Origin of the sequence: Methanofervidicoccus sp. A16 (genome assembly GCF_003351865.1) — an archaeon.
Lineage (GTDB): Archaea > AGJL01 > Methanococci > Methanococcales > Methanococcaceae > Methanofervidicoccus.
This window is the reverse complement of record NZ_CP022242.1, coordinates 449986-476477: the sequence shown is the minus strand read 5'-3', so window position 1 is coordinate 476477 and position 26492 is coordinate 449986. Positions and strand designations below refer to the sequence as shown.

Genomic DNA, 26492 nt, shown 5'->3' with positions numbered 1-26492 from the left:
GGAGGGATAAAAATGTGCGGAGAAGGAAATGGATTAGAAACCTATGTAGGACTACCTGTAATAGGTGAAAAGTTCCCAGAGGTAGAGGTTCACACAACCTTGGGAACAATAAAGTTGCCTGACTACTACGTAGAGAAAGGTAAGTGGTTTGTACTCTTCAGCCACCCAGCAGACTTTACACCTGTATGTACTACAGAGTTCGTAGCATTCCAGAAGAAGTACGACAAATTTAGAGAGTTAAATACAGAGTTAATAGGATTGAGTATAGACCAGGTATTCAGCCACATAAAGTGGATCGAATGGATAAAGGACAAGTTAAATGTAGACATTGAGTTTCCAGTAATTGCTGATGACAGAGGAGAGTTAGCAGAGATACTTGGAATGATCAGTCCTTACAAGGGGAACAACACAGTGAGAGCAGTATTTGTCGTAGATGACAAGGGAGTAATAAGGGCTATAGTGTACTACCCACAGGAAGTAGGTAGAAACGTAGAGGAGATAGTAAGATTAGTTAAGGCACTTCAAACTGCAGATAAGTACGGAGTTGCAACCCCAGAGAACTGGCCTAACAACGAGTTAATAGGAGACAAGGTAATCATCCCACCAGCATCAACTATCCAAGAGGCTGAAGAGAGGAAAAAGGCTGCTGAAAAGGGAGAAATCGAGTGCTACGACTGGTGGTTCTGCTACAAGAAATTAGAATAACTACTATTAAAACTTTTTTATTATTTTTTTTATTATTGTTATTATTGTTATTTTAATATAAATAAAAGTGATAATATGACTAATAAGACAATAGAAAATTTAGCCACGGCTTATGTAGGGGAGAGTTTAGCAAGGAATAGATACACCTGTTTTGCAAAAATTGCTAAAAATGAAGGGTACGAGAAGATAGCAGAGATCTTCTTACTTACCGCTGAGAACGAGAGGGAACATGCTAAGTGGCTGTACTACATGTTAAGTGAGTTGATGAAGAAGGAGGGAGTAGAGGGTCCTATAAAGATAGAAGTTGAAGTACCTGTAGTATTGGGAAATACCGCTGAAAATTTAAAAGCTGCTATCGAAGGAGAAAACTTTGAAAACACCGAGATGTACCCAGAGTACGCTAAAATAGCTGAAGAGGAAGGATACAAGGATATAGCAGAGAGGTTAAGGGCTATTGGGGTAGCAGAGAAACACCATGAGGAGAGGTATAGAAAGATACTTGAGAACTTAGATAGTTTCTATAAGAAGGATGAGCCAGTAGAATGGATATGTATGAAGTGTGGTTATCTTCACGTAGGTGAAGAGCCTCCAGAGGAGTGTCCATCCTGTAGTCATCCAAGGAAGTACTTTGAATTGAAATGTGAAAAATACTAAATTATGGTGATATATATGAAAACTGCCTTCTTGATATTCTCCTACCTACACAAGGAGAAACCTAACATGCCTATAATGTTCCACACACTACTCTTTGCCAAGGAGATGAAGGAGAAGGGAGATGAGGTTAAGATAATACTAGAAGGAGAGGGAGTCCTCTGGGGAAGGGATCTCTTAAAGGAGGATCATCCATTATCCAACCATGTAAAGCCATTACTTGAGGATATAGTAGTCTGCGAGGCATGTGCGAACATGTTCAACGTAATGGAGGATGTAAAGGATAAGTTGACACTTGAGAAGGATCTCTTTGGACATGTAAGTTTGAAGAAGTACTTAGATAACGGTTATAATATAATCACTTTATAATAAATATAATAATTTTTTAAATAAAATTATAATGATTAATAATTATAAATTGTTGGGATACTATGATAAGTTCAAAGGATTTCAAGGAAGAAATTCCTAAGGCAGTTGTAGAAGTTGGAAAGGATATCTTAGGTGAAGAGCACTTAAAATCATTCACTAGATGTTATCAGTGTGGAACCTGTACAGGAGCCTGTCCCAGTGGAAGGATCACTGCCTTCAGGACTAGAAAACTTATAAAGAAGATACTCTGTGGAATGGATGTATTCCACGAGGAGGATCTCTGGATGTGTACTACCTGCTACGAGTGTTATGAGAAGTGTCCTAGGAACGTTAAGATAACTGATATAATAAAGGCTGCAAGAAATGTAGCCTGTAGGTTGGGGGCGATAGCAGAACCTCACAGGAAAACAGCACTTTATGTATTCCTAACTGGCCATGCTGTACCTGTAAATGATCAGATGAAAGAGGTTAGAAAGAAGTTGGGACTCTCCGAGGTGCCACCTACAACCCACAAGTATCCAGAAGTATTGGAACATGTAAGAGGAATTATGATAGATTTAGAACTATGTGATAAGGTAGGTATATGTCCAACAACTAAGGTGTTGAAGGAGATAAAGCCTATGAAGTGGGAGGACATGAGTGAATAATTGGTGGTTTTATGGTAGTTAAGATAAAGGATAGTATATACTGGATAGGTGCTATAGACTGGGAGGTTAGGGAATTTCATGGATATGAAACCTTAAGTGGAAGTACCTACAATGTATATCTAATAAAGGATGAGAAGAACGTACTTATAGACGCTACTAAGAACTACTTATTTAACGAGTTAATGTTAAACCTCAAGTCAGTTGTAGATCCAAAGGAGATAGATTACATTGTAGTGAACCATGGAGAGATGGATCACAGTGGATCCTTGGAGAAGTTGGTAGAGTACACAGGTGCTACAGTTATTACAAATGAGAAGTGTAAGGAGCACCTAGAACTACAGTACAATACTGAAGGATGGGAGTTCATCACCGTAGATGATAAAGAGGAGATAGATACAGGAAACAGAAAATTAAAGTTTATAAAAACTCCCATGCTTCACTGGCCAGACAACATGGTAACATACTCCATAGAGGATAAAATACTATTCTCCAACGATGCCTTTGGCCAGCACCTGGCATCCTCTGAAAGGTTCGACTACCAGTTCAAGGATTTAGAGATGCTATTTGAGGAGACTAAGGAGTACTTTGCAAACATACTTCTACCATACAGGATGCTAGTTCCAAGGGTTGTGGAATCCCTAAAAAACTTAGATATTGAATATATATGTCCCTCCCATGGAGTTATATGGAAGGAGTACATAGGGGATATTCTTGAAAAATACTTAGAGTGGTCCTCAGATAGGTACGTAAATAGGGCGGTAATTGTATATGACACTATGTACAACTCCACCAAGAAGATGGCATACAGTATGGGGGATGGTTTAATGGATGGTGGAGTTGAGGTTAAGATATACAACCTATCAAAAACCCCTATGAACAAGATCATGAGAGATATCTTAGATGCAAAGTACGTACTAATTGGATCTCCAACGTTAAACTCCAACATCTATCCACCTGTAGCCAAGTTCCTAGCCTATATGGAAGGGTTGAAACCTGCAGGTAATAAGATAGGGGTGGCATTTGGATCCTACGGATGGATGGAGATGGCAACAGATGTTATTAAAAAGACTTTTGAGAAGTTAGGGTTTAAAGTGGCGGAGGATGAGTGTTTAACCTGTAGATTCGTCCCAAAGGATGATCATCTATCTAAATGCTACGAATTTGGAAAGAAATTGGCCCAGATGGAGTTATAAGGTGATAGAAATGATAACAACCAACCACCCACTGTACGAGGCTCTAAAGGATATAGAGGAATTTAAGTTGAAGTTGGCAGAGTACTTCAAAGATAAGGACGTATTCCCTATAAAAAGTAGGGTAGAGTTGGCAAATGCCCTGCCCTGTGGGATATCTCTATCCTGTGGAGAGGTTGAGGCTGGAGAGTTGGTAAAGTTGATGAGTGATGAGGACTTTCCTATAAAGGATATAGAGGACTTAGTAATAAAGTTGTCCAGTAAATGCCCTATAAAAAGAGAGTAATTTTTTATGAGGGCATCTCCCACTTTAATTATTATAAAACTTTTTTAAGATTAGAGAGATATTGTTATTACCTCTTCGGTTTGGAGAGGATTCCACTTCACTAATTTTCTTTATTTTTAAGCCTAACAGTTTTTTTAAATTTAATTTATAATTTTTAATAAAATTTTTATTTTTATCAAAATAATTTAGTAAAATATTGTCTACAGGTTATTAAAAAATAATAAATACTATTTTCTCTAACTTTAAAATGAATCAACAAGTAAAGGTGAAATCTATGAATATAGGTGTATTAGGAATTCAGGGAGATATTGATGAGCAGGAAGAAATGGTTAGAAAAATCGGCCACAATCCTGTAAGAGTTAGAAGAGTAGAGGATTTATCCAAGGTAGATGCCCTAATAATACCTGGTGGTGAAAGTACAACCATAGGAAAACTGATGGAGAAATATGGGTTTATAGAGGCATTGAAAAATTCAGATATACCTATCTTAGGAATCTGTGCAGGAATGGTACTGTTGTCAAAGGAAGTTGTTGGAAAAAAACAGCCTCTTCTAGAATTGATAGATATAGTAGTCAAAAGAAATGCCTATGGTAGTCAGAGGGAGAGTTTTGAGGATGAGATAGATTTCAATGGAGAGAAAATAAAGGGAATATTTATAAGGGCTCCTGTAGTTGATAGGATTTTAAGTGATAAGGTGGAAGTAATTGCAAAGGAGGGCAGTAATATAGTAGGTGTAAGGGAAGGAAAATATATGGCAGTAGCCTTCCATCCAGAATTGTCAGAGGATGGTTATAAAGTTTACAACTACTTTGTAGAGGAGGTTTGTAATAAAGGGTAAGTTATCTAACGATACCCTCCTGTATATCCTACATCTTCATGCAATCTCTCCAATATACCAAGCAGGTAAGTTTTAGCAGTTGGAGAAGTTTCCCATTCTATAAGGTCCATTATCTTTTTAGATAGGACGTCTAAAAATTCTCTATTTTCTTTTAATTCAGGACATTCCTCTACAATATCAACTATTTTCTTAAATATTATCCAAGGCTGATCGCTATAAGTGTTGTATATAACTTTATACAGTCCCTTTGCTATATTTCTAGGTTTTTTACATTTTAATATATTATTATCTATTAAGTATTTACAGGCCTCTATGATCTCCAACTCAACAAAAGGACTTGACACAGATTTTAAAAGCCTTTTCATAAGGAATGGTGTATTTTTTTCATCAAATTTATTTATCAAATTATCTTTTAACCAGTTTCCTTTTTTAATACTAATCTCTTCAAGAACAGTGAGGGCCTTCTTGGATATTAAACTGTAGTCAGGGAGTACGGCTAACTTTGCTAGTATCTTAAAGATATCGGTAATGGACGAAATCTCATTCAATAGGTTATCGTTGGATACAATTTCATTAATAAGGTAGTCGAGTACCATTATTTTTGGAATGGTCATTTCTTTAAACTCCAGTATTTGAGCGATTATTCTAGAGATAGGTATATTTTCACTATTTACTATTTCAACGGTATCTAATGCCGGTATATATCTTATCTTAACTGAATTAAATAGAGGTATCTCCATAACCCCGTCTTTAAAACATCTGTTAAATATCCTCTCCTTTTCCTGTAGTATGGCCTTACATTCAGGTTCTTCTATTTTATCAAGTATCTTCATTGCTATTTTAACATCTTTAGAACAAGTATCTGCATATACAACCAACTCTTTAATTCTATTTAGTACTCTTCTCTGTATTATAATTCCCTCGTTAACATATGCCAATACTTGAAGTAGAGTTGTGTATCTTATTTTAAAGATATGGTCGTTTACTAACTTATAAAAGGTATCTGCCATATATCTAGGCAACTTAGGATATTTTTCTACATAAGATTTAACAATTTCTGCGGAGAGTGGGAAATTTCTTCTCTTTAACCTTATGATTTCAAAGAGGGCATAAATAACCTCTTCACAGATATTTTCGTAGATTATCTTCAAAAGTGTTTCAATGTAATTTTTATCTCCATTTTTATTTTTAATATACTCCTCTAATTTATTTTTAATCAACATTACTACAGCCTTTCTTGTTTCAGGATATTTAATATATTTGTTAAGTATGAAAATCTGTTCTTCTGGCTTTTTATTATGGTAGTCCAACAGTTCAGAATATCTGGATATGTCATCTACAAGTTTGTAGAGTAGATCTCTACTTACATGTCTGATGAATCTATTTTTATCAGTTAAGCACTTTGTTAAAATTGTTGAGATCAGCCCTGTCTTTATAGTCTCTAATTGGATATTTTTGGGAAATTTACTGATTAAAGTACTGTAAAACAGCATGTATTCTACTCTAGTTCCAAAGTACCAGTCGTCGAAGAGGTATGTAGTCTTAATTATCGGGTTGATATTGGAAGGAGGTCTGTTTTCTATCTCTATTATCAACCTAAATAACCATATTCCAATGTTTCTGTTTAAATAATTGGTATCATATAACAGTCTATTAACTATCTCAAACATCTGTGAATTGTATCTTATTCTACAACATAGCACATTACCTAAATACTTCCCAGAGTAGAATCTATCTAGCCATCTCCTCTTCTTCGCCCCCAGATATATATTTTTGATAAGTTCATGTAGTTCAGAAAATTCCAAATCTTTGAAATTTTCAATAAGTTCTTCACTTATATTTGGTGAATATCTAGCAGAAAGATAATGTAACTTTTTAAAGTAATATGAGAGATATATGGCATAGTAGTAGGACAGGTATCCTTCATTCATAATCTTCTCTATATCTACTCTTTCCATAACCTTCTCTATTTTCTCTAAAATATATTGAGAACCACCCCATTTTACAAGGTTATGGAGCGCCTCAAGAGAGAACCCTTTTAATAGATAGTTACCCTTATTTAGACTGTTTTCAATTACCTTGAAAAACTCATTAATGTCTCTTTTATCTAAATGTTGATAGACCTTTTCTACGGTTACGATCTTGGAAAAGAGTAATATTGCAGATAATTTGACCATAAAGTTATCGCTTTTTATATACCATAAAACTTCTTCTAGTAGTACCTTACCCAGGTTTTCATCTTCTTCTAATAACTCTCTAAGAGGTTTGAAATGGGTATATAGAATAGACATCTCAAGGATTTTCAAGGTATCATCATATTCATATCCCCTATTCCTTATTGTATTAACAACCTCCAGAATATCGTCTTTAGAAGTTTCTTCTTTTAAATATATATTATAATATTTAATTTTATTAAAATATTCTTTAAAATTATCTTTTAAATTATGATTTTGGAATATCTCTTTGTAATGGTATCCTATATAGCAGATATAGTATAACTCAGTTAAATACTCTTTATTTAAGAATTCAAATTCTCCTAGTATCTCAATAGCCATAATCTGCAGTATTTTATGCCTATTAATATTTGCCAATAACATTAGTTGAGATAGTGCATCCATAAGATATTCAGGTGTTACAGTAGATATCAACCCTATTGATACGAGAGAGTAAAGCTTTTCATAGTTGTTTGAAGATTCTAACTTTTTAGATAACTGTGAAACAAATTTAATTAATATATATCTATCTATAGACTTTATAATATGAACTATTAAACTACATACGGACTTATCAGAACTATTGGCTAGAAAGTACAACAGAATAAAGATGTCTTCATTTATAATATTATGCTCCAATACTATTTTCTTTAGAGAATGAACTAGATTCGTTCTAATGAATCTATTTGAATCTAGAGCCAACTCAATAATATGAGGGGTTAATCTATCTATCTCTTTCTGGTTGTTAATATGACCTAATATCCTAGCAGCTTCAGATCGTTTTTTCCAGTCTTCTTTACAGTATTCTAAGAATAGTTGCGAGAGTTCTCTATTATTCATAGTGTCGTAGATGTGCATAGATGATCCACCATATATGGTATAAATACAAAAAATCCTTTCAATAGATTATTAAAAAACTCATAATTAAAATTTTTGTTTTACTATTTTTAAATACCTAAGTATATAGAAACTCCATGTCCAAAATAGGCTATAAGGAGAAACCTGGGAAACCTTCCTATTAACGTTCCAACTGTAAATTTTAAGACATTCATGTCAAAAACCCCTGAGAGCCAGGCTACAACTTTATATGGTAGGGGGGAGAATCCTGCAATTATCACTCCCCATATACCGTACTTTTCAAAGAACTCCTCCCCCATTCTAAAGTACCTCTCTCCAAACAGTCTAATAAAAACTGGTGTGCCAAGATTATGCCCCAATATATAACTAGTTACTCCTCCCAATATTGAACCTACAGTTGAAACTACTGCACATATTAAAGGGTCTAAACCAAAGATCGAGGCTCCCATTATAAAGATATCTGGAGGTACAGGTTGGATTATCGACTCAGTAAATGCCACTATAAGGAGACCGGTATATCCATGATTCCTTATTAAATTCTCCATTATTATATAAGTATCCATAATCTCCTACTCATATATTTTTTAACTTTAAAGGTTTGTTGATAGAATTTTTTGTTTTATTACTTTTCGATTCATTGATACATAAGGTTGTTAATATGTTGGTTCCACCTTAGCCACATCTCTCTAGTAAAATCGTCCTCCTTATTAAATCCCATGATTATATGGTATTTCCCAACTCTTCTATAGTAGCAATAACTTACTGAAGTGATATTGTCATATTGGATAGTATAGGTATATTTGTAATAGGTGCCGTATTGGAATTGCCTAGTCTCCTTTAATACCTTTGCATATCTTGGGTTATCTAAGTTAGGTTTGTAGTTTCTAACATCGAAGTTTATTATATATCCATCATTTGTATAAGTTTTTACTATACCTTCTCCCTCTTCGGAGATCTTTATAACGTTAGAGTAAGGTAGATTCATAAAGAGTTCAGAGAGTGTTATATTTTTTATATTAGGGTAGTTGTTTTTTTGATTTTCAGAGTATGAGATGCTAATGTTTAAATCTTCAGAGACAGAATTATTTAAATTATCTACTCTACTGTGCTGTGGTATTGTACTATTTGTAATACTGTTGTTAGATTCTTTAACAGTAGAATTGGAATTGTCTGTTTTTGTATTATTCAAAGTACTACTGTTAAACTTATTACTGGTATTATAAGAAATATACTCGAAATTATTAGTTTTTACGTCCTTTAACCTATCATTACTTAGATTATTTAAAGAATAGGTGTTATCAGTGTGACTATCTTCTGTTTTAAATACAATATAAAAAACTAAGAACAGTTGGGTAACTATGAGAAACACAATAAGAATATCTTTATAAGATATCTTCATAATTTCCACTTAATATACTCATTAATATTATAATTAAAAAATAATAATTAAAAATTTTAATCTACAAGTGCCATAAGATCCTCTGGTTTATGCAACTCCCCGCCTATCTTACTACAAGGTACTACTTCGGCTCTACTGTACTTCATTACCTCTTCGACAATCTGGCCCAAGTTCATCTCTGGTACTATAATCTTAGTGGCCTTTAGATCTTTTACTATTTTGTCAGGGAATGGATGTACTGTTATAAGTCTCAAGTATCCTACGTCGTATCCCTCCTTCCTCAACATCTCAACAGTATATTTTACTGTTCTTGAGGGTGTACCGTAGCATAGGAATATTATATCACTCTCCAGGTACTTTCCTTCATACTTTATAATCTTATCCTTGTTCTTCAGTATTTTATTACATATCCTTCTAACTAACTTGTCATGGGTTTCAGGTGAGACATCTGGGTAGCCCCTCTCGTCATGGGTGAGTCCTGTAATATGTACGTTGTAGCCCCTTCCAAATACTGGCATCTCTGCAATATCTTTATCAAATGGGAAAGGTTTCTTACAGGGTTTCTCCTCAGGAGTAGTTCTCTCCACTATAGGGATGTTGTCGTGGAGTACAACCTTCTCCCTCATATGTCCTACGATCTCATCTGCCATGACAAATACTGGTATCCTGTACATCTCGGCGTAGTTGAATGCCATAATTGTAAAGTCGTACATCTCCTGTACCGAAGATGGGGCAAGGGCTATAGGTTCGTAGTCTCCATGGGAGCCCCATTTAACCTGCATCATATCTCCCTGGCTGGCGTAAGTAGGCTGACCTGTAGAGGGCCCTCCCCTCTGTACATCCACTATTACACAGGGTGCCTCTGTCATATAGGCGTAGCCGATCTGTTCTATCATGAGGCTAAGTCCAGGGCCTGAAGTTGCCGTCATCGCCTTTAAACCACCCCAACTTGCACCTATTACACTTGCCATGGCCCCTATCTCGTCTTCCATCTGGACGTAATACCCTCCTACCTTTGGGAGTATTCTCGCCATCTCTTCTGCTACCTCTGTAGATGGGGTTATAGGATATCCTCCAAAGAATCTGCAACCTGCCTTAATTGCTCCCCTTGCACTTGCTGCATTACCTTGGATAAAATCTACCTTTCCATCCAAAAGTATCACCTGTGGTTAATATTTTCTAAAAAATCTCTCTATAAGAATTCTGTACTAACTCCTTATTAAATCTATTTCAAAAGATATTCTATACCATTAATGTTATATAATTATTAACTATATTATACTTAAAGATATTACTATCGTAATAAAAATGGTGTTAATATGTTATTTAAAAAACTATCTACTGTGGAAAGGGTTTACAATATCGGATTAGAACAGAACTCCCTATTTAGCATATTCAACCATATCACCTTATTTGTAAAGGAGGCAGAAGAGGATTTAATAAAACTTTACGATTTAAGGGTATTAGAGAAAATACCTGTAAAGAATATAATGACAAGGAATATCATAACTATCAACAAGAACGATAGTATCGATAAGTTAAAGGAATATATAGAGAAATACCGACACATGGGTTATCCAGTTGTTGATGACGATGGGAAATTAGTTGGAGTGGTTACCTTTAGAGATCTGGAGAAAGGTGGTAAAAAAACCACTATTGAGGACATAATGACTCCAAAGGATAAATTAGTATTTATATCTCCAGAAACTTCTGCCTCAGAATCCCAGAAGATAATGGCGAAGATGGATATTGGAAGGTTGTTAGTATTAGATGATAAGGGAGAACTTATAGGTATAGTAAGTAGAGGGGATATTGTAAGAACCTACAAAATATACAGCAAAGGTTCTGCAAAGATTCAGAAGTGTTCTAGGATATCTAATTTTTATTTCTATGACAGAAATAAAAAGGAAAAGTTGAAGAATCTTGTAGATGACCTTATTATGTTACTTGGGGGTAGGGACTATATCATCTCTGAAAAGGAGGACTATATAGAGGCATTAACTAAGGACTGGGAACCTCTGGTTAAGATTATGATGTCAGGGAATACTATAGATCATATTTCTATAACTACCAAATCGATTAATATATTGGAAATGGATATAATAAGGGAGATATTAAAGAAGATAGATGAGTATGCCTTTGAAGAGATAGTACTAACTGATCACATTACCCTTATAGATGAGAAATCCTCAATCCAAAGGGTAATCACCGATGTCACACTCTTCAACGACAGTAAGAAGACATTTGGAACTATCACTATCAGATCCGACTTCTAAAAATTCTAGGTGAAGGAGATGTACGAGATCGTTAGATACGAGGGAGGAGTTTATAGAAACAATATATTAAAAGAATGGATTGAAGATATTGGTGGTTTTATAATCCAGGAACATGTGATGCAGTTGGACGTATATATGACTGTGGCACTTCCTCAAAGTGAGTTGGAGAACTTCAAGAGGGAGGCTAAGAAGTACAAGGGGAAGGTAGTTGAAACACCACTGGCAGGGATCGAGATAGCAGTTGTCGCTCCAAGTTTATCAAGGCACCATCTACCTCATACAGCCTGTGATGTAGCAGAGTATCTAAGAAGGTATGGAGCAAAGTCCAACATGATAGGACTTGCCCACGGAGCAGGTAAAGGTATAAGTAGTATAAAGGAGAGGGAAAAGAGGCTTATCGAGGAGCACGATATTGCTGTATACGTTATGGGCAACTTTGAAAGTTGTTTAAAAGATAAGGTACATCTCTTCGATGTAGATATCCCTGTTGTAGTAACTGGGGGGCCTGAAAAGTTGGATATTCCCTATCCCTACGTGGGAAACCTTGGAAGGAGAAGTCAGAGGTTGAGACACAGTGAGGAGAGACAGGCTTTAAAGAGGATGGTGGAGGAGATTACAAAGTTGATAAACAGGAGAAGGGAGGAACTCTCTTACGATCCTCCAATAGTCCCTCCAGTTGTACTTAAGGACATACTGGAGAAGAGCGTAGAAGAGATATACGGTATTTTGTCTCCGATGCCTATAGTTACACAGTTAGATGGTTTAAGGGTGAAGTTAGATTACGACACCTATCATGAGAAGATAGAGAACGTTAAAGTTGGAAAGTACCTTCTTAAAGATATAGCAGAGGTTAGAAGATCCTACATGAAGAATTATATTCTAATTAAAATAAAGCCAACATCAGAGGTTATAGGGTAAATTTAGAATATTTAAAAATATATTAATATTTTAAAAATTATTTTTCTTAATCATAATAAAAATCAATAAAAATAGGAAACAAAAACCCTCATTCCTACTAAATAACGATAAATAAGTTTACTCACTTTACTAACTAATCAATTGGAACTAGGATTAATATTTACAACCAATATTTTTTGAGTAGGAGATACTATGGAAAAGGATAATATAGTAGAGATACCTATTCCACCTGGGGTTCCACAGTCTGTCATATTTAGAGTTATGGAAACCTGTGGAGTTGATTATCAGATAAAAAAAGATCCTATATTAGATAAAGAGTACCCTGTTCTATCTGGATATCCAGAGCAGATAGAGAATGCTAAAAGATACTTAAAACTATTCACAGAGGTTAAACTGGCACTGAGGGATATTGCACTGTTAGGTAGGAGATACAAAACGATGGCCAAGATATACACAGAGGATGAGGAGTTAAGATATATTCTAAGTATAGCATCCCAGGATATTGCAAATAGGGACTGGATAGAAGTATGTGAGGAGAAACCTACAGATGGAGAATGTGAAACCTTGGAGATCTGTGGGAAAAAGGTATATATATACGTTTAAGGGAGAGTATGCACTACTCTACACTTGAGTTGAAGTTGGAGAGAGATAGTATAGTAATAGACAGGGGTTCATTGAAAACAAAGAGGAAATTCGCCTTTCTACTTGAGGAGGGCGATATACTATTGAGGGAGAGGGATAAGTTGCAGGTGCATGAGGAGGTTGAAGTAGTGGTTGATTACACCTACACCGAGGGAAGTAAGAGACCTAAAGAAACTATAGATATATACAGAATCAAGGAGATAGTTAAGAGGTAATTTTATTTTTTAAGGTGTTTATATGGATGTGGAAGGAAAATCTGCTATAATCCATACGTTGGGTGGCATAGTATTTGGAATACTGTCTAACTATGTATATAACTTAGGCCTTGGTATATTCAGTGGAATAGTAACCATGATCTTTCTAACTGTTGGACTTCTCATAGTGGGGCACATTACAGCCTTAATTCTTGGTAAGGATAGTTTAAATCAGAAACAGTGGCTTGGATGTGGAGTAGCACCTTATTTTTTTACCGCCATCGTATTCTGGATACTGGCATACAACGGAGTATTTTAAATCTCTATTTCGAAATCTGGTGATTTGATGGTAAAAAAAGTTTATGGCGTAGGAGTAGGACCAGGAGATAGGGAGTTATTGACGTTGAAGGCTGTAAAGGTGTTAAAAAAAGTAGATAAGATATTTATTCCAGTGTCCAAGGAGGGTAGATCCTCATTAGCCTACGATATTGTAAAGGATATTGTAGAGGGAAAACCTGTAGAGGAGTTGCTATTTCCAATGATGAGGGATAGGGAACAGGTAAAGAAATACCATCAGAGAGCTTTTGAAACTGTTAAAAGTGCTCAGGGAGAGGTGGCGGTAATTACCATAGGAGATCCTACCTTATACAGTACCTTCTCCTACCTCTGGAAACTGTTAAAGAGGGATAATATCCCGGTGGAGATCGTAAATGGAATACCCTCTCCCTTCGCCTGTGCAGGGAGGTTGAATATACCTCTCGTTGAAGGGGGAGAGAAATTGGTTATTTTACCTAGAGGTGAAGATTTAGAGAGATGTTTAGGGGTATTTGACACCATCGTAGTTATGAAGACGAAGAGGTTGGGAGAGATACTGAAGAGAGTATTAGATAAAGAGGAGAGGGATAAATACCTAATAGGGATAGTAAGTAAAGGTTTTTGGGAGGATGAAAGGATACAGTGGGGGGGGATTGAAGAGATCGACTTTGAGGATATCAACCACTATTTATCCTTGGCTATAATTAAAAGGGTGGAAAGGGAAGATATATAGGGATGCTATGATCGTAAGGTGTGCAAAACTATCCCATAAAAACAAAGTGTCAGAGGGATTGGAGAGGTTCTCTAATATTAAAATAGTAGGTTATCACTTTGGAGAGGAAAAACACCTGGAAGAGGACTACGACACCTTTATATGGACTAAGGAGATACTGGGGCCCTCTGAGGTAAAGGTATGGGAGGAGACTATATTAAAAGAGATGGAGAGAGGTAAAAACGTATACAACATGGCAAGACTCTATAGAGTAGGTGATAACCATAGATTGGTATCTACTGCAGAGGAGTACGGCGTTGAATACTTTGACTCTTCAGATCCTCAGGCATTCCAGAGATACATAGATTACGCCAAGTTAGGTTTAGAGGGTATAGAGGGAAGGATAATAACTGTAATGGGCACTGGGAGGAAGAGTGGTAAGTTTACCACATCTCTTATTTTAAAGAGGGAACTTAGTAGACACTTCAAGGTAGGTTGTGTAGGTACTGAACCTCATTCAAAACTCTGTAATATGGAGGAGATGATAATCCCCCAAGTTATACCTCTCTGTCATGTAGCCTCTACTATTTTTGGTGCCATCAAAAAGGTGGATTTAGAAGGTAAAGATATTATAATAGTGTCCAGCCAAACTGGAGTATTTTCAGATCCCTTAGAGGTAGGAACTGGTAGGGGAGGGGGTGTTGTAAGTCTATCTATCCTCTACGGTTCAAAACCTGATTACATAATACTTGCATCTGATACCTTAAATGTGGAAGAGATAGAACGCCATATAAGGGTTTTGGAGTTAGTAAGTAATAGGAAGGTAATAGGAATTACTGTAAATGGAAAGAGGTTTAAAAACTTAGGCGAGAGTTATGAGGAGATACTGAACAAGATCTCCAAAAGGCTGAATATTCCAGTAGTAGATACAGTTAAGGGAATATATTTAGAGGAGTTCATAGAGAGTATCCGTTATATGTTGTAGTTTTAAAATAATAATTATAATTTAAAAATAGTTAAGAATTAGAAAAAATACATTAAAAATTTTTAACATAATTACTTTTTTAAGAATTTTCAAAATTACTGTTTTATTTTTGATAAATATGTTTAAAATGGATTTTTGATTATTAAGTATAGTATATAGAAAAAATTTAAACACTCTAGAAAAAGGATAGATCTCTTTAATAGGATTAACACACTATAAACGTGAAACTATGAAAATAGGTATATTAAGTGAAAGTAGGGATTGGGTTACCTACGAGTTAGAAAGGGCTATGAATGAACTTAATATCACACCAGTATATATTAAACCCTCTGGGATTACTTACTATTCAGGTATGGATATAAAATTTGTATATAAGAGAAAAAATATTCTCGATCTCAACGCCATATTCGTTAGAAACCTTGGAGATATAAACAACTACTACAGATACGATGTTATTAAGTACATAGAACGTTATATTCCAGTAATAAACCCTTCTGAGGCCTTAGAAAACTGTGGAAATAAGTTCAAAACCTCTGCACTTTTGGATATCCACAATGTACCTCATCCTAAGACACTTGTAACTGAGGACATACATAAGGCTATGGCATGGGCAGAGAAATTCGAGGACTGTGTTTTAAAACCTATATTTGGAAACGGTGGAGAAGGTATATACAGGTTCAAAAACAAATCCCTTATAACGAGGTTAAATCTTCTAAATGAGTACAAAAAGAAATACGGAGTAATATACCTCCAGGAATTTATAAATACACCTGGAGAAGGGTACAGAGACATTAGGGCCTTTGTTGTAGGAGATAATGTTGTTGCTGCTATGTACCGTATCTCCGACAACTGGATAACTAATATACGTCAAAATGGAAGACCTGAGAGGTGTGAAGTTACACCTGAGATAGAGGATATAGCATTAAAAGCCAAAAAAGCCCTGGGTATACTCTACGGTGGTGTAGATATTATAGAGGATGAAGATGGAAGTTTGAAGGTGTTAGAGGTAAATGGAGCGCCCTCTTGGAAGGCACTCTCGAGGGTTTCCAAGGTAGATATAACGAGGTGTTTAGTTGAGTATATTGTAAGTATTATATAATTCTTCTTAAAAATATTATAAAAAATAAAATTAATATAAAAAAGTTGATAAAAAATAAAAAGAAGCAAAGGTTTCTCCTTATACTCTTAAACATTAGAAAAAAGGAAATTCCCTGGTATTCTTTTAAATTACTATTTTATTAAAAAATAAAAATCTCAATATTAAAAAGTAGGATTTTATCGTTATCCTCTACTTATATCAGAATACTAGACAGAAGGACTATTATCACTAACTTTTAGGTTTTTTCCTCTTTTATTTTTAAATACTTACCTCCCATCAAAACAGTAATTAGAAGTATAATAATAAGAATAATAAAAGTTATAAAAGGAATAATAATAAATGAACAGAATTTTGAATAGATAGAAGTATAAAAGTAAAATAACCCTTTCTTCCTATATTGGACACTGGATAAACTAGTAAGATACCTTTTTAATTTTCTTTATTAGTTTTTATGATTTTTTATATTATTTACATAAAATTAATTTTTACTGTAAATTAAAAAGAAACCTTGCTTGTTTCTCTAGTGTCCAATGTAGTCTAGGAGAATGAAAGCTTATTAATCATTATTTTTATCATTCTTCCAATCATTGCCTTGATGGAAATTATAGTTATAAATAAAATATAAGTAAAAATAATTTATAACAAAATTAATAACAGCAACTGGTTAGGAGGATCTACTCCAATTCCATTTGGTATCTTAGAGCGTCCCAGGAGAGATCCTTTATTTCTCATTAATACCTTCTTTTATTAATTATTTGTTGTTCTTATCAGGATTTTAGTAGGAATTAGGGTTTTTAAATATTTTTCTTTATTAATATTAATTTTTATTATTTTTATTTTTTTTAATAATTTTACTAAAATTAAGTCCCTTCTCTCCAATCACTTAAATATCTTCTCTGCTCTGGCGTTAATTCATCGATTTCGACACCCATAGACTTTAACTTTAAAGAGGCTATTCGTAGATCCTGCTCATAAGGTATGTTGTATACCTTGTTCTCTAATTTTTCATGATTCTCCTTAAGGTACTTGGCACTTAGTGCCTGGTTTGCAAAACTCATGTCCATAACTTCACAAGGATGTCCATCTCCACATGCTAGGTTTACCAACCTGCCCTCTCCAAGGAGGTAGAGTTTTTTATTCCCTAAGTCGTACTCCTCTATGTTTCTTCTGACCCATCTAACAGACTTGGAGATACTCCTAAGGTCCTCCTTACTGATCTCGTTGTCAAAGTGCCCTGCATTTGCAAGGATAGCCCCATCCTTCATAACTAGCATATGTTCAGCCCTAATTACATCCTTACATCCTGTTGTAGTGATAAAGATATCTCCTATCTTGGCGGCCTCCTCCATCTTCATAACTCTATAGCCGTCCATTTTAGCCTCCAGGGCCTTTATAGGATTAACTTCAGTTACGATAACATTTGCACCCATTCCAGCAGCCCTCATTGCAACTCCTCTACCACACCAACCGTATCCAGCCACTACCACATTCTTCCCAGCAATTAGAAGGTTTGTAGTTCTTATAATACCATCCATGGCACTCTGTCCTGTTCCATACCTGTTATCAAAGAGGTGTTTTGTATAGGCATCATTTACGTTTATAACTGGGAACTTCAACACTCCCTCCTCAGCCATAGCCTTTAGTCTTATAACTCCAGTTGTAGTTTCCTCACAACCTCCCATTACTTTATCGAGAAGTTCCTGTCTCTCCCTATGGAGTAGAAATATAAGATCTGCACCGTCGTCTATCACTATATCTGGTTCATGATCTAATACCCTATGTAGATTTTCGTAGTACTCCTCTCGAGTCTCTCCTCTCCAGGCGTATACATTCATCCCCCTCTTTACACAGGCAGCGGCTACATCGTCCTGGGTAGATAGAGGATTGCATCCAGTAATGGCGATCTCTGCCCCTCCCTCCATTAAGGTTTCAGCCAATACAGCAGTTTTCGCCTCTAGATGTAATGCCATCCCTATGGTAAGCCCTTTAAATGGTTTTTCAACTTTAAACTCCTCCCTTATGAGATTCAAAACTGGCATATGCCTCCTAGCCCACTCTATCTTTAACTCCCCCTCAGGGTAGAGGTTTATATCTCTAATTTTGCTCATTCTTCCACCTATTCTTCCAGCGCTTTATGGAGCACTTTGATAATGTCCTTTGAACTGATAACTCCCACTATCTTATCCTCCCTAAGTTCAGACACTACATATAGATGGTGTATTCTATTTTCCACCATTATGGCAGCAGCCTTTTCTAAAGGAGTTAGAGGATCTACTGTGATAATTTTACTAACCATTATATCTTCAGCCTTTAAGTTATCTATATCCTTTGTATAATACTTTAGTACATCTAAACTTGTAATAATCCCCCAGTATGTACCTTCTCTATCTGTTACCACTACAGAAGATATGTTGTTTTCGCCCATGGTTTTTATTATCTCTCTTAGAGGTGTATCTAAAAATACTTCGTAGATTCCTCTAGTCATTACATCTCTAACAACGTACTTTGATATCAAATTTATCACCCTAATGTGTTATTGATATAATCATTAGTATAATAAGGTGAGTATTATATAAAATCTTAATCTTATTTTTATATAAATTAAAAAATTATATAGTGTTGTATTCCCCGATATATGTAAGTATTAGAAGGTAAATAATTTGAAACCCTACTAACTTTTAGGTATTGTCTCCATTAGTCTGTGGATAAAACCCTCTAAAATAATAAGAGTTCCACCTTCAAGGTTCTAGGAATAGCCAGAGAAAGGTAATTGAGGGTTTTTTATCTTTTTTTATATTTTATCATCTATTTTATAGTTATGAATAAAATTTTAAGTTTAAAATAACTATGAGGATCGAATAAAAAAGAATTATAAAAAGTAGAAAAAAATTAAAAGATAAGAATCTTAAAACTGTTAATATTTAATTAAAGAATATAGTAATCAAAATAAACTTTAACCCCTGAACTCCATTAGCACTGAAAAGGTAGTGTAGAATTTTCCCTAACCTTCTTTTAGAAGTTTTTTACCTTTTTTATTTATTATATTAACCCCAGTTCCCATCAAGATTGTGATTAAAAAAATAATAATAAAAATGATTATCATAATAAAAAAATAATAAAAATCTTAAGAGGAGTAATAAAATAAACCTTAATTTCCATCAAAGTAAGATTTAGATAATAAAAAAATAATAAAGAAGACTGAGAAAATATTAAAATATGGATAATAATAGCAGACTGTTAGGGAGGATCTGTTTTATCCCTACAGTATCTTAGAGCATTCCAGGAGAAATTATTTATCTCTTGTTTTAATTTCAATAATTTTAATACTTCTTTTTATATTTTTATTTTTTATAATTATTGTTATTCTTATTAGAATTTTTTGATGGGAATTAGGGTATTATATTATTTTTATTATAATTTAAAAAATTATGTTCATGACTACAATTCTTAAGTATACAGACAATTCTAAACTATGATGTGATCCCAATGAACAGAAAAGGTTATCTCATCTCAAGGTTTAAAGAGGATACAAAGTTCGCCTCTAAGTACGAGATAGACGTTATCAACAGATTGACAGATTTAAATCTCCAATACGATGATTTAATACTCCTAGAAAAACTCCCTGGTATGGACTATAGGAAAAGAGTATATATTGATGAGAACACTCAAATAGGGATATTGGAGTTTAACCTTCTGGATTTAGACTGGAAATTTACACCTACACCTTACTACTACCAACTTATAGACTCTAAAAAAATCCACTTAAAACCTACAAAGAGGAGACTAAAGGGCAAATATCTAAAAGAAGATTATGTAGAGAATCCCAGAGAATATCTAGAGATTGTTAAAGAATGTAATAACTTCGTAGGAGTGGAGATGGGAGATTTCATAGGTGTTGGTGTAAAAAGAGAGAAGGGCATTAAATTGAAAGATTTAAAAAGAAAGAAAAAAGATATTTACATTAAAAAAATAGAGGAGTACTTAGAAAAGAATAGAGAGAGAATAAATCGCCTTTTAGAGTATTCCAAGACTATCCTTAAAAGATACATAGAGAGATATAAGGAGAAAGGATATATAATAAATACCTCTTTCAGTGGTGGGAAGGATAGTGCTGTTTCCACACTTCTTGCAAGGGAAATTATTCCCGATATAGATGTTATATTTATAGATACAGGTTTAGAGTATCCAGATACTTTAAAGTACGTAAAGAGATTTGCAAAGGAATACGATTTAAACTTACATATAGTAGATGGAGATTACTTCTGGGATCACTTAGAGAGGGAAGGGATTCCTACAAAGGATAACAGATGGTGCAACAGTGTCTGCAAGTTGATACCTTTAAAAAATTTTTTCATGGAACACTATCCAAATAAAAAGGTATTGACAATAGATGGATCGAGAAAATTCGAAAGTTTCACCAGATCTAAGTTAAGTTATACGAGAAAGAGTAGATTTATAGATTTTCAGGTTAATCTCTTCCCTATATTGGATTGGAACGCCATCGACGTCTGGAGTTATATACTTTTAGAGGGTATTCCCTATAACCCACTCTACGACAGGGGTTTTGAGAGGATAGGTTGTTATCTATGCCCTGCTGCACTTAACAGTGAGTTCTTACGTGTAAGAGATCTCTACCCAGAACTTTGGAATAGATGGGTTAACTACTTGAAGAGATACTATAGTATGGATGAGATACTTAGAGGTTTCTGGAGGTGGAGAGAACTTCCTCCAAAGATGGTGGAGTTGAGGAGGTTGTTAAAAATAATAAAAAAGAAGGATCTCGATAAAAATAATAATTATAATAAAGTATAAGATAAAAAAAGAATACAGCAAATAAAAAATAGAAATCTTTAAAAATAAAGAGTTAGTACATAGATAAAAAAGTAAAATCTTGCTGATTATCTTTGGAACCTATACTGAACACTAGAGAGGGGGCAAGGTAAGAACATATTAACTAATGTTAAACTTGGTAGGGATATACTCCTTTATAATATTCTTTACCTCCTCTTTAATTAATTTATAAATTTAAATTTTTATTATCTTTATTAATAAGTTTTTTCTATTTCTACATTTATATCTACATCGATACAAGAACTATTTGTTCTACTTATCTTTACTGATGGTATAACTCCTTTAACTCCTTTTATCCCTTCACATCTTTTAACAATCTCATCTCCAATAATCTTTGTTAGATTTAGCATTTCAATCACAATCTTTATTATTAAATTTTAATAAAATAATAGTTCCTACCTACATAGCATAATATTTAAATATAAAAATTTTTGAAATACAAATAACTATAAAAATCTTAATTATTATTGAGGATTATAATAATAAAAACTTCGGAGGTAGTATCATGGGAATGACTCTTGTCGAGAAGATCCTCGCTAAAGCATCTGGAAAGAGATCTGTATCTCCTGGAGATATAGTGATGGCAAAGATAGATACCGCTATGGTACATGACATCACAGGACCACTAACTGTAAATACCTTAGAGAGGGAGGGAATAGAGAAGGTTTGGGATCCTGAAAAGATAGTTGTACTCTTCGATCACCAGGTGCCTGCCGACAGTATCAACGCCGCGGAGAACCACATACTTATGAGGAAATTCGTAAAGAAACATGGGATAAAGAACTTCTACGATATAAGGGAGGGAGTATGTCATCAGGTACTTCCTGAGAAGGGACATGTTGTCCCAGGTACTGTGATCGTTGGAGCAGACTCCCATACCTGTACCCATGGAGCCTTCGGTGCCTTTGCAACAGGTATAGGGAGTACAGATATGGCTGCAGTATTTGCCACTGGGGAGTTGTGGTTTAAGGTACCTGAAACACTGTACTTCAATATTACTGGAGATCTAAAACCTTATGTAACCTCTAAGGATGTGATCCTCCATATCATCGGTGAGGTAGGGTTTGACGGAGCAACCTACAAGGCTGTGCAGTTTGGAGGGGAGACTGTTAAAAACATGAGTATAGCGTCAAGGATGACTATGACGAATATGGCCATAGAGATGGGTGCAAAAACGGGAGTAATAGAACCTGATGAAAAAACAATTAACTACGTTAAAGAAGTCATGAAGAGACATGGAAGGGAGAGACCCTTCGAGGTAATAAAGGGGGATGAGGATGCAGAGTACGAGGAGGTTTATGAGATAGAGGTAGATGACTTAGAACCTGTATTTGCCTGCCCTCATGCTGTAGATAACGTAAAACCTGCAAGGGAGGTTGCTGGGAAACCTATAGATCAGGTATTCATCGGCTCCTGTACAAATGGAAGACTGGAGGACTTAAGGATGGCGATAAGAGTTATAGAGGAGTATGGAGGTATTGCAGATGATGTGAGGGTTATAGTAACTCCTGCCTCAAGGGAGGTGATGCTCGCTGCGATGGAGGAGGGTATAATACAGAAGTTCTACAAGTATGGATGTGTTGTAACCAATCCTTCATGCTCCGCATGTATGGGGGCACTTTATGGAATCTTGGGACCTGGAGAGGTAGGTGTTGCCACCTCCAACAGGAACTTTAGAGGTAGGGAGGGATCCTTGGATTCAGAGGTGTATTTAGCATCTCCTATTACAGCGGCAGCCTGTGCAGTTAAGGGGGAGTTGGTGGATCCAAGGGACCTGTAATTAGATATATTCACGGAGTATAAAAAATAGGTTTTACTTTTTATTTTATATTATGCTCTAGTTCCTATCGAGATTGTGATTAGAAGGTCAATAAAAATAATAATATTATGATAATATAAAATACCCTAGTTCCCATCAAAGGGATAATTTAAAGAATAATAAAAATAATTATAAAATAAAGAAAAGGTTTTAAAATAAAAACTTCTATCATTATCAAATATAAAATTTAAAAAGGAGATTGGAGGGATAGTCCTTTGAATACCTTCTAATATAGTAGATATCAGATAGGATTTCTTATCTTTATCTAAGTGATCAGAAAGATCCTTATAGTTTAATGGTTTTATACTGATTATTTTAATTATGATTTTTATTATAACAATTATCATTTTTACTGTTCTTTTAATCACTACTGATGGGAACTAAGGTTATAAAATAATAAAATCTTGAGAGAAATAACAATAAAATAAAGAGAACACGCCAGAAAATAATCTTTATCCAGAATTACAAAGTGGATACGACATTATTAAATAAATAAAAGTTAAAATACCTGTATAGTGAAAAAACAGGTGGTATTTCTTTTTAATTTCTTTTTTTAGTTTTTTATTTTTTGTAATTTTTATCATAATTATTTTTTATTAATGGGAATTTAGGTATTATATTATTTCTTAATATTTATCCCCTTTAAAGTAAGGTTCCCTCCTAAGTATCCCCTGACGTATATACTCCCTTATATCCTCCCCCCTCCTTAAAGGTGTAAGTACATCTACTAAGTTATCCTCTCTAAGGAGACAGGGCTTTATATATCCGTCGTAGGTTAGTCTTATCCTTGTACAGTGGCTACAGAACTCTGTATTATCCATAGGTCTGACAAACTCCACCTCTAAATTACCTATGTAGTACTTCCTCCTGTTGTGCATCGATCTTCTCGTAACTACTTTATCTGCCATCTCTCCTATTTTCTTCTCTATAGGTGTAATATCTACGTAGTATTTTTTTAAATTTTCATTCAGGGGCATAAGTTCTATAACTTGAAGTATAGCCCCAACCTCCCTACAGTAATCCATAAGATCCTCCAGATCCTCCAGTGTATTTTTCATTGCAAGGTAGTTTATCTTTAAGGGTGTAAGTCCCACCTCTATGGCTCTCTCTATCCCTGCCTTCACCAACTCCACATCTCCGTAGGTGGTTATTCTTCTATACTTTTCAGGATCTAAGGTATCTAAACTGACATTAACCCTATGAAGACCAGCGTCTTTTAATACTTCAGCGTATTTTTTCAGGAGTATTCCATTTGTAGTTAGGGAGATCTCCTTTATCTTACGGTGGGAAATACTTTCAATTATCTCAGGTAGATCCTCCCTTAGGAGAGGTTCCCCTCCAGATACTTTGATCTTTTTGATTCCAAATTCTAAAAAGGTTTTTACGATCTTCCCTATCTCTTCAGGTGTCATATATCTACCATTAAATTTTCTATATCCCTCTCTATGACAGTAGAAGCATTTTAGATTACAGTGAGGGGTTACTGATATCCTTAGGGACCTTATCTCTCTGTTGAAAGGATCCTTCATAACTATCCCAATACATATTAAGGAGTTAATTAACATTGATTAATATATGGTAATAATTAATTAAAATACTTTACCTTTGGAGTTTAAAAATATTTTTATCCCAATAGTATTATAATAAATAAAAATAAAATAATTGATATAGGAAGAAGATAAAAATATCCCAATAAGAACACCTCTAAGTACTTGGAAAGGGCAAAAATTTCATTTAAGGATATATAAGGTAAAAGTAATTTTAACTCTAGTATCAATAGGAATTAAAATTCTATTATATTTTAATATCCCAATATCTTGATATACAGCCAAAGGGCGAGGTGTATGGAATACATCAACCTTTTTATATACTCCTTTACCTCTCTCTTTATTATTATGAATCCTATAGGATTGGCACCCCTCTTTTATATGTGGACTGTCAACAACACAGAGAAAGAGGTAATACATATACTAAAGAGGGCTGCAATTGTAGTGGTACTGACCCTCTTAATATTTGGGTTCTTTGGAAAATATATATTCAATTTTTTCGGAATTACTGTAGACTCCTTTAAAGTTATTGGAGGACTGTTGATATTAAAGATATCGTGGGATATGCTCCACGCCAAGATGTCTAAGATCAAACAGACACAGAAAGAAAAGGAGGAGATGTCACAGTTGGAAGATATCGCAGTAGTGCCCCTAGGTATACCCTTGCTTGCAGGTCCTGGAAGTATAACAACTACTATTATACTTATGGAACACAGTACTGGAATATTGGATAAGTTAGTTATAATAGTCTCCATCCTACTTGCAACGGGAATATCTATACTTATTCTCTACGTATCTGAGAAGATAGTAATGGCTTTAAGGACTTCGGGAATAAATGCTATTGTGAGAATTATGGGGTTAATATTGGGAGCGATCTCCATTGAGATTATATGGAGTGGTTTAGTGGGATTGATATCCTCATCGGGAATGTTAGGATAATTTATTTATACAATTCAAATAATTCAATAAAAAAATAATATAATAAACCCACTTCTCATCAAGACCGTGATTAGAAGAATAATAAAAAATATCAAATAAAAATAATAAAAATCTTAAGGGTAATAACAATAAAATAATAAAATGAATAAAATTCTGATAGAGAGAGGCAAAAAAGTAAAAAAGTAGAATAACACTTTATTTTTATATTTGGACATTGGATAGACATGTAAGATTCCTTTTTAATTTTCTTTTTAGTTTTTATGATCTTTAATTTTTTAATTATCAACTTTGGTGGGAATAGGGTAAAAATAATAAAAAAGATAGTAAAATTAATAATAACAACCTGCTAAGAAGATCTACTCCACTTCCATAGCATCTTAGAGCGTCCCAGGAGATTATCTTTATTCTAATTTTAATACCTTTTTTATACTTTTATTATTATCTTTAATAAACCCTAGTTCTCATCAAAAGGATAATTTAGAGAATAATAAAAATAATTATAAAAATAATAAAAATAAAGAAAATGTTTAAAAAACAGAAAATTTTAAAAAAAAAGATTGGAGGAGAATGATCCTCTGAATACCTTTTAATACAGGGATTCAGAATAAGATCTCCTATATTATCCAAGGGTTCAGAAAGATCCTAAGGATATCTAATATTTTTATATTGGTTATTTTCATTCTTCTTTTAATCACTACTTAGTGGGAACTAAGTTTTTTATAGTCTTTTTTATTATTTTTATTATTTAAATCGTTACTTTAGTGAGAATTAAGGTATTAAAATATTATTAAAATATAATACTTTTAACAAAATTAATAATAGCAACCTGCTAAGAAGGATCTCCTCCACTTCCATAGAGTATCTTAGAGCGTCCCAGGAGGAGATTATTTATCTCTTATTTTGATTTTAATACCATCTTTTTATACTTTTATTATAATTATTATTCTTATCAGAATTTTTTGATGGGAATTAGGGTAAATATATTATAAAAATAATAAAAAGAATTTAAAATAAAAACTTCTATTATTCTAGATACAGC

The 26492-nt window shown here is 34.2% G+C and carries 26 protein-coding genes; 18 read left to right on the top strand and 8 right to left on the bottom strand.

Going from position 1 to position 26492, the window contains the following annotated elements:
- The first annotated feature begins 12 nt into the window (after nucleotides 1-12).
- The 7 genes from CFE53_RS02245 to pdxT all read left to right on the top strand — a co-directional run bounded on the left by CFE53_RS02245 (nucleotide 13) and on the right by pdxT (nucleotide 4686).
- On the top strand, nucleotides 13-705 hold the full coding sequence (locus tag CFE53_RS02245; protein ID WP_148120281.1) for a peroxiredoxin: 693 nt from the start codon (nucleotides 13-15) through the stop codon (nucleotides 703-705).
- A gap of 75 nt (nucleotides 706-780) precedes the next feature.
- Nucleotides 781-1359 carry a rubrerythrin gene (rbr, locus tag CFE53_RS02240; protein WP_148120280.1) on the top strand — a complete coding sequence of 193 codons (579 nt, stop codon included), beginning with the start codon at nucleotides 781-783 and terminating at the stop codon, nucleotides 1357-1359.
- Between the two features lie 15 nt (nucleotides 1360-1374).
- Nucleotides 1375-1725 carry a DsrE family protein gene (locus tag CFE53_RS02235; RefSeq protein ID WP_148120279.1) on the top strand — a complete coding sequence of 117 codons (351 nt, stop codon included), beginning with the start codon at nucleotides 1375-1377 and terminating at the stop codon, nucleotides 1723-1725.
- A 62-nt stretch (nucleotides 1726-1787) separates the two neighbouring features.
- The gene (gene hdrC / locus CFE53_RS02230) at nucleotides 1788-2372 is read left to right on the top strand and encodes a CoB--CoM heterodisulfide reductase subunit C (protein ID WP_148120278.1); all 585 of its coding nucleotides are present in this window, start codon (nucleotides 1788-1790) and stop codon (nucleotides 2370-2372) included.
- A gap of 11 nt (nucleotides 2373-2383) precedes the next feature.
- Nucleotides 2384-3565: an FprA family A-type flavoprotein gene (locus tag CFE53_RS02225; RefSeq protein ID WP_148120277.1), complete on the top strand. Its 1182-nt coding sequence runs from the start codon at nucleotides 2384-2386 to the stop codon at nucleotides 3563-3565.
- 10 nt (nucleotides 3566-3575) lie between these two features.
- Entirely contained in the window at nucleotides 3576-3848 is a 273-nt protein-coding gene (locus CFE53_RS02220) for an MTH865 family protein (RefSeq protein WP_148120276.1), read from the top strand.
- A gap of 274 nt (nucleotides 3849-4122) precedes the next feature.
- Nucleotides 4123-4686, top strand: a complete 564-nt coding sequence (gene pdxT / locus CFE53_RS02215; protein WP_148120275.1) for a pyridoxal 5'-phosphate synthase glutaminase subunit PdxT — start codon at nucleotides 4123-4125, stop codon at nucleotides 4684-4686.
- Between the two features lie 5 nt (nucleotides 4687-4691).
- Here pdxT and CFE53_RS02210 read toward each other — a convergent pair whose 3' ends face one another.
- The 4 genes from CFE53_RS02210 to CFE53_RS02195 form a co-directional block, all read right to left on the bottom strand.
- Complete coding sequence (locus tag CFE53_RS02210) at nucleotides 4692-7757, bottom strand: HEAT repeat domain-containing protein (RefSeq protein WP_148120274.1); 3066 nt, start codon at nucleotides 7755-7757, stop codon at nucleotides 4692-4694.
- Between the two features lie 89 nt (nucleotides 7758-7846).
- Nucleotides 7847-8320, bottom strand: a complete 474-nt coding sequence (locus CFE53_RS02205; protein ID WP_148120273.1) for a YqaA family protein — start codon at nucleotides 8318-8320, stop codon at nucleotides 7847-7849.
- 71 nt (nucleotides 8321-8391) lie between these two features.
- Complete coding sequence (locus CFE53_RS02200; RefSeq protein WP_148120272.1) at nucleotides 8392-9156, bottom strand: hypothetical protein; 765 nt, start codon at nucleotides 9154-9156, stop codon at nucleotides 8392-8394.
- A 56-nt stretch (nucleotides 9157-9212) separates the two neighbouring features.
- Complete coding sequence (locus CFE53_RS02195) at nucleotides 9213-10310, bottom strand: 2-oxoacid:acceptor oxidoreductase subunit alpha (RefSeq protein WP_148120271.1); 1098 nt, start codon at nucleotides 10308-10310, stop codon at nucleotides 9213-9215.
- A gap of 165 nt (nucleotides 10311-10475) precedes the next feature.
- On the opposite strand from CFE53_RS02195, the gene CFE53_RS02190 reads away from it, so the two are divergent.
- From CFE53_RS02190 to mptN, 8 genes are all read left to right on the top strand, one after another.
- Complete coding sequence (locus CFE53_RS02190; protein ID WP_148120270.1) at nucleotides 10476-11432, top strand: CBS domain-containing protein; 957 nt, start codon at nucleotides 10476-10478, stop codon at nucleotides 11430-11432.
- An 18-nt stretch (nucleotides 11433-11450) separates the two neighbouring features.
- A complete protein-coding gene (locus tag CFE53_RS02185; RefSeq protein ID WP_148120269.1) occupies nucleotides 11451-12350 on the top strand; it encodes a methanogenesis marker 7 protein in 900 nt (299 codons plus the stop codon).
- A 192-nt stretch (nucleotides 12351-12542) separates the two neighbouring features.
- Entirely contained in the window at nucleotides 12543-12953 is a 411-nt protein-coding gene (locus CFE53_RS02180) for a hypothetical protein (protein ID WP_148120268.1), read from the top strand.
- Between the two features lie 8 nt (nucleotides 12954-12961).
- Complete coding sequence (locus tag CFE53_RS02175; RefSeq protein ID WP_148120267.1) at nucleotides 12962-13207, top strand: hypothetical protein; 246 nt, start codon at nucleotides 12962-12964, stop codon at nucleotides 13205-13207.
- Nucleotides 13208-13229: 22 nt separating this feature from the next.
- Nucleotides 13230-13505, top strand: coding sequence for a DUF5379 family protein (locus CFE53_RS02170; protein ID WP_148120266.1), 276 nt, complete (start codon nucleotides 13230-13232; stop codon nucleotides 13503-13505).
- A 27-nt stretch (nucleotides 13506-13532) separates the two neighbouring features.
- Complete coding sequence (cobI, locus tag CFE53_RS02165) at nucleotides 13533-14234, top strand: precorrin-2 C(20)-methyltransferase (protein ID WP_172456344.1); 702 nt, start codon at nucleotides 13533-13535, stop codon at nucleotides 14232-14234.
- Nucleotides 14235-14241: 7 nt separating this feature from the next.
- On the top strand, nucleotides 14242-15198 hold the full coding sequence (locus tag CFE53_RS02160; protein ID WP_148120264.1) for a DUF1611 domain-containing protein: 957 nt from the start codon (nucleotides 14242-14244) through the stop codon (nucleotides 15196-15198).
- 229 nt (nucleotides 15199-15427) lie between these two features.
- Nucleotides 15428-16297, top strand: coding sequence for a tetrahydromethanopterin:alpha-L-glutamate ligase (mptN, locus tag CFE53_RS02155; protein ID WP_148120263.1), 870 nt, complete (start codon nucleotides 15428-15430; stop codon nucleotides 16295-16297).
- Nucleotides 16298-17157: 860 nt separating this feature from the next.
- Here mptN and CFE53_RS02150 read toward each other — a convergent pair.
- Nucleotides 17158-18405 carry an adenosylhomocysteinase gene (locus CFE53_RS02150; RefSeq protein WP_148120262.1) on the bottom strand — a complete coding sequence of 416 codons (1248 nt, stop codon included), beginning with the start codon at nucleotides 18403-18405 and terminating at the stop codon, nucleotides 17158-17160.
- A gap of 8 nt (nucleotides 18406-18413) precedes the next feature.
- Nucleotides 18414-18812 (bottom strand): HPP family protein, encoded by a 399-nt coding sequence (locus CFE53_RS02145; RefSeq protein WP_148120261.1) that lies wholly within the window; start codon nucleotides 18810-18812, stop codon nucleotides 18414-18416.
- A 971-nt stretch (nucleotides 18813-19783) separates the two neighbouring features.
- Between CFE53_RS02145 and CFE53_RS02140 the strand changes: the two genes are divergently transcribed.
- Nucleotides 19784-21109, top strand: coding sequence for a phosphoadenosine phosphosulfate reductase family protein (locus CFE53_RS02140; RefSeq protein ID WP_148120260.1), 1326 nt, complete (start codon nucleotides 19784-19786; stop codon nucleotides 21107-21109).
- Nucleotides 21110-21342: 233 nt separating this feature from the next.
- Here CFE53_RS02140 and CFE53_RS06855 read toward each other — a convergent pair whose 3' ends face one another.
- A complete protein-coding gene (locus CFE53_RS06855; protein WP_172456343.1) occupies nucleotides 21343-21498 on the bottom strand; it encodes a hypothetical protein in 156 nt (51 codons plus the stop codon).
- A gap of 155 nt (nucleotides 21499-21653) precedes the next feature.
- On the opposite strand from CFE53_RS06855, the gene leuC reads away from it, so the two are divergent.
- A complete protein-coding gene (gene leuC, locus CFE53_RS02135) occupies nucleotides 21654-22928 on the top strand; it encodes an isopropylmalate/citramalate isomerase large subunit (RefSeq protein WP_148120259.1) in 1275 nt (424 codons plus the stop codon).
- A 665-nt stretch (nucleotides 22929-23593) separates the two neighbouring features.
- Here the strand turns inward: leuC and moaA are convergent.
- Entirely contained in the window at nucleotides 23594-24496 is a 903-nt protein-coding gene (moaA, locus tag CFE53_RS02130; protein WP_148120258.1) for a GTP 3',8-cyclase MoaA, read from the bottom strand.
- 315 nt (nucleotides 24497-24811) lie between these two features.
- On the opposite strand from moaA, the gene CFE53_RS02125 reads away from it, so the two are divergent.
- On the top strand, nucleotides 24812-25453 hold the full coding sequence (locus CFE53_RS02125; protein WP_148120257.1) for a MarC family protein: 642 nt from the start codon (nucleotides 24812-24814) through the stop codon (nucleotides 25451-25453).
- The last annotated feature ends 1039 nt before the right edge of the window (nucleotides 25454-26492 follow it).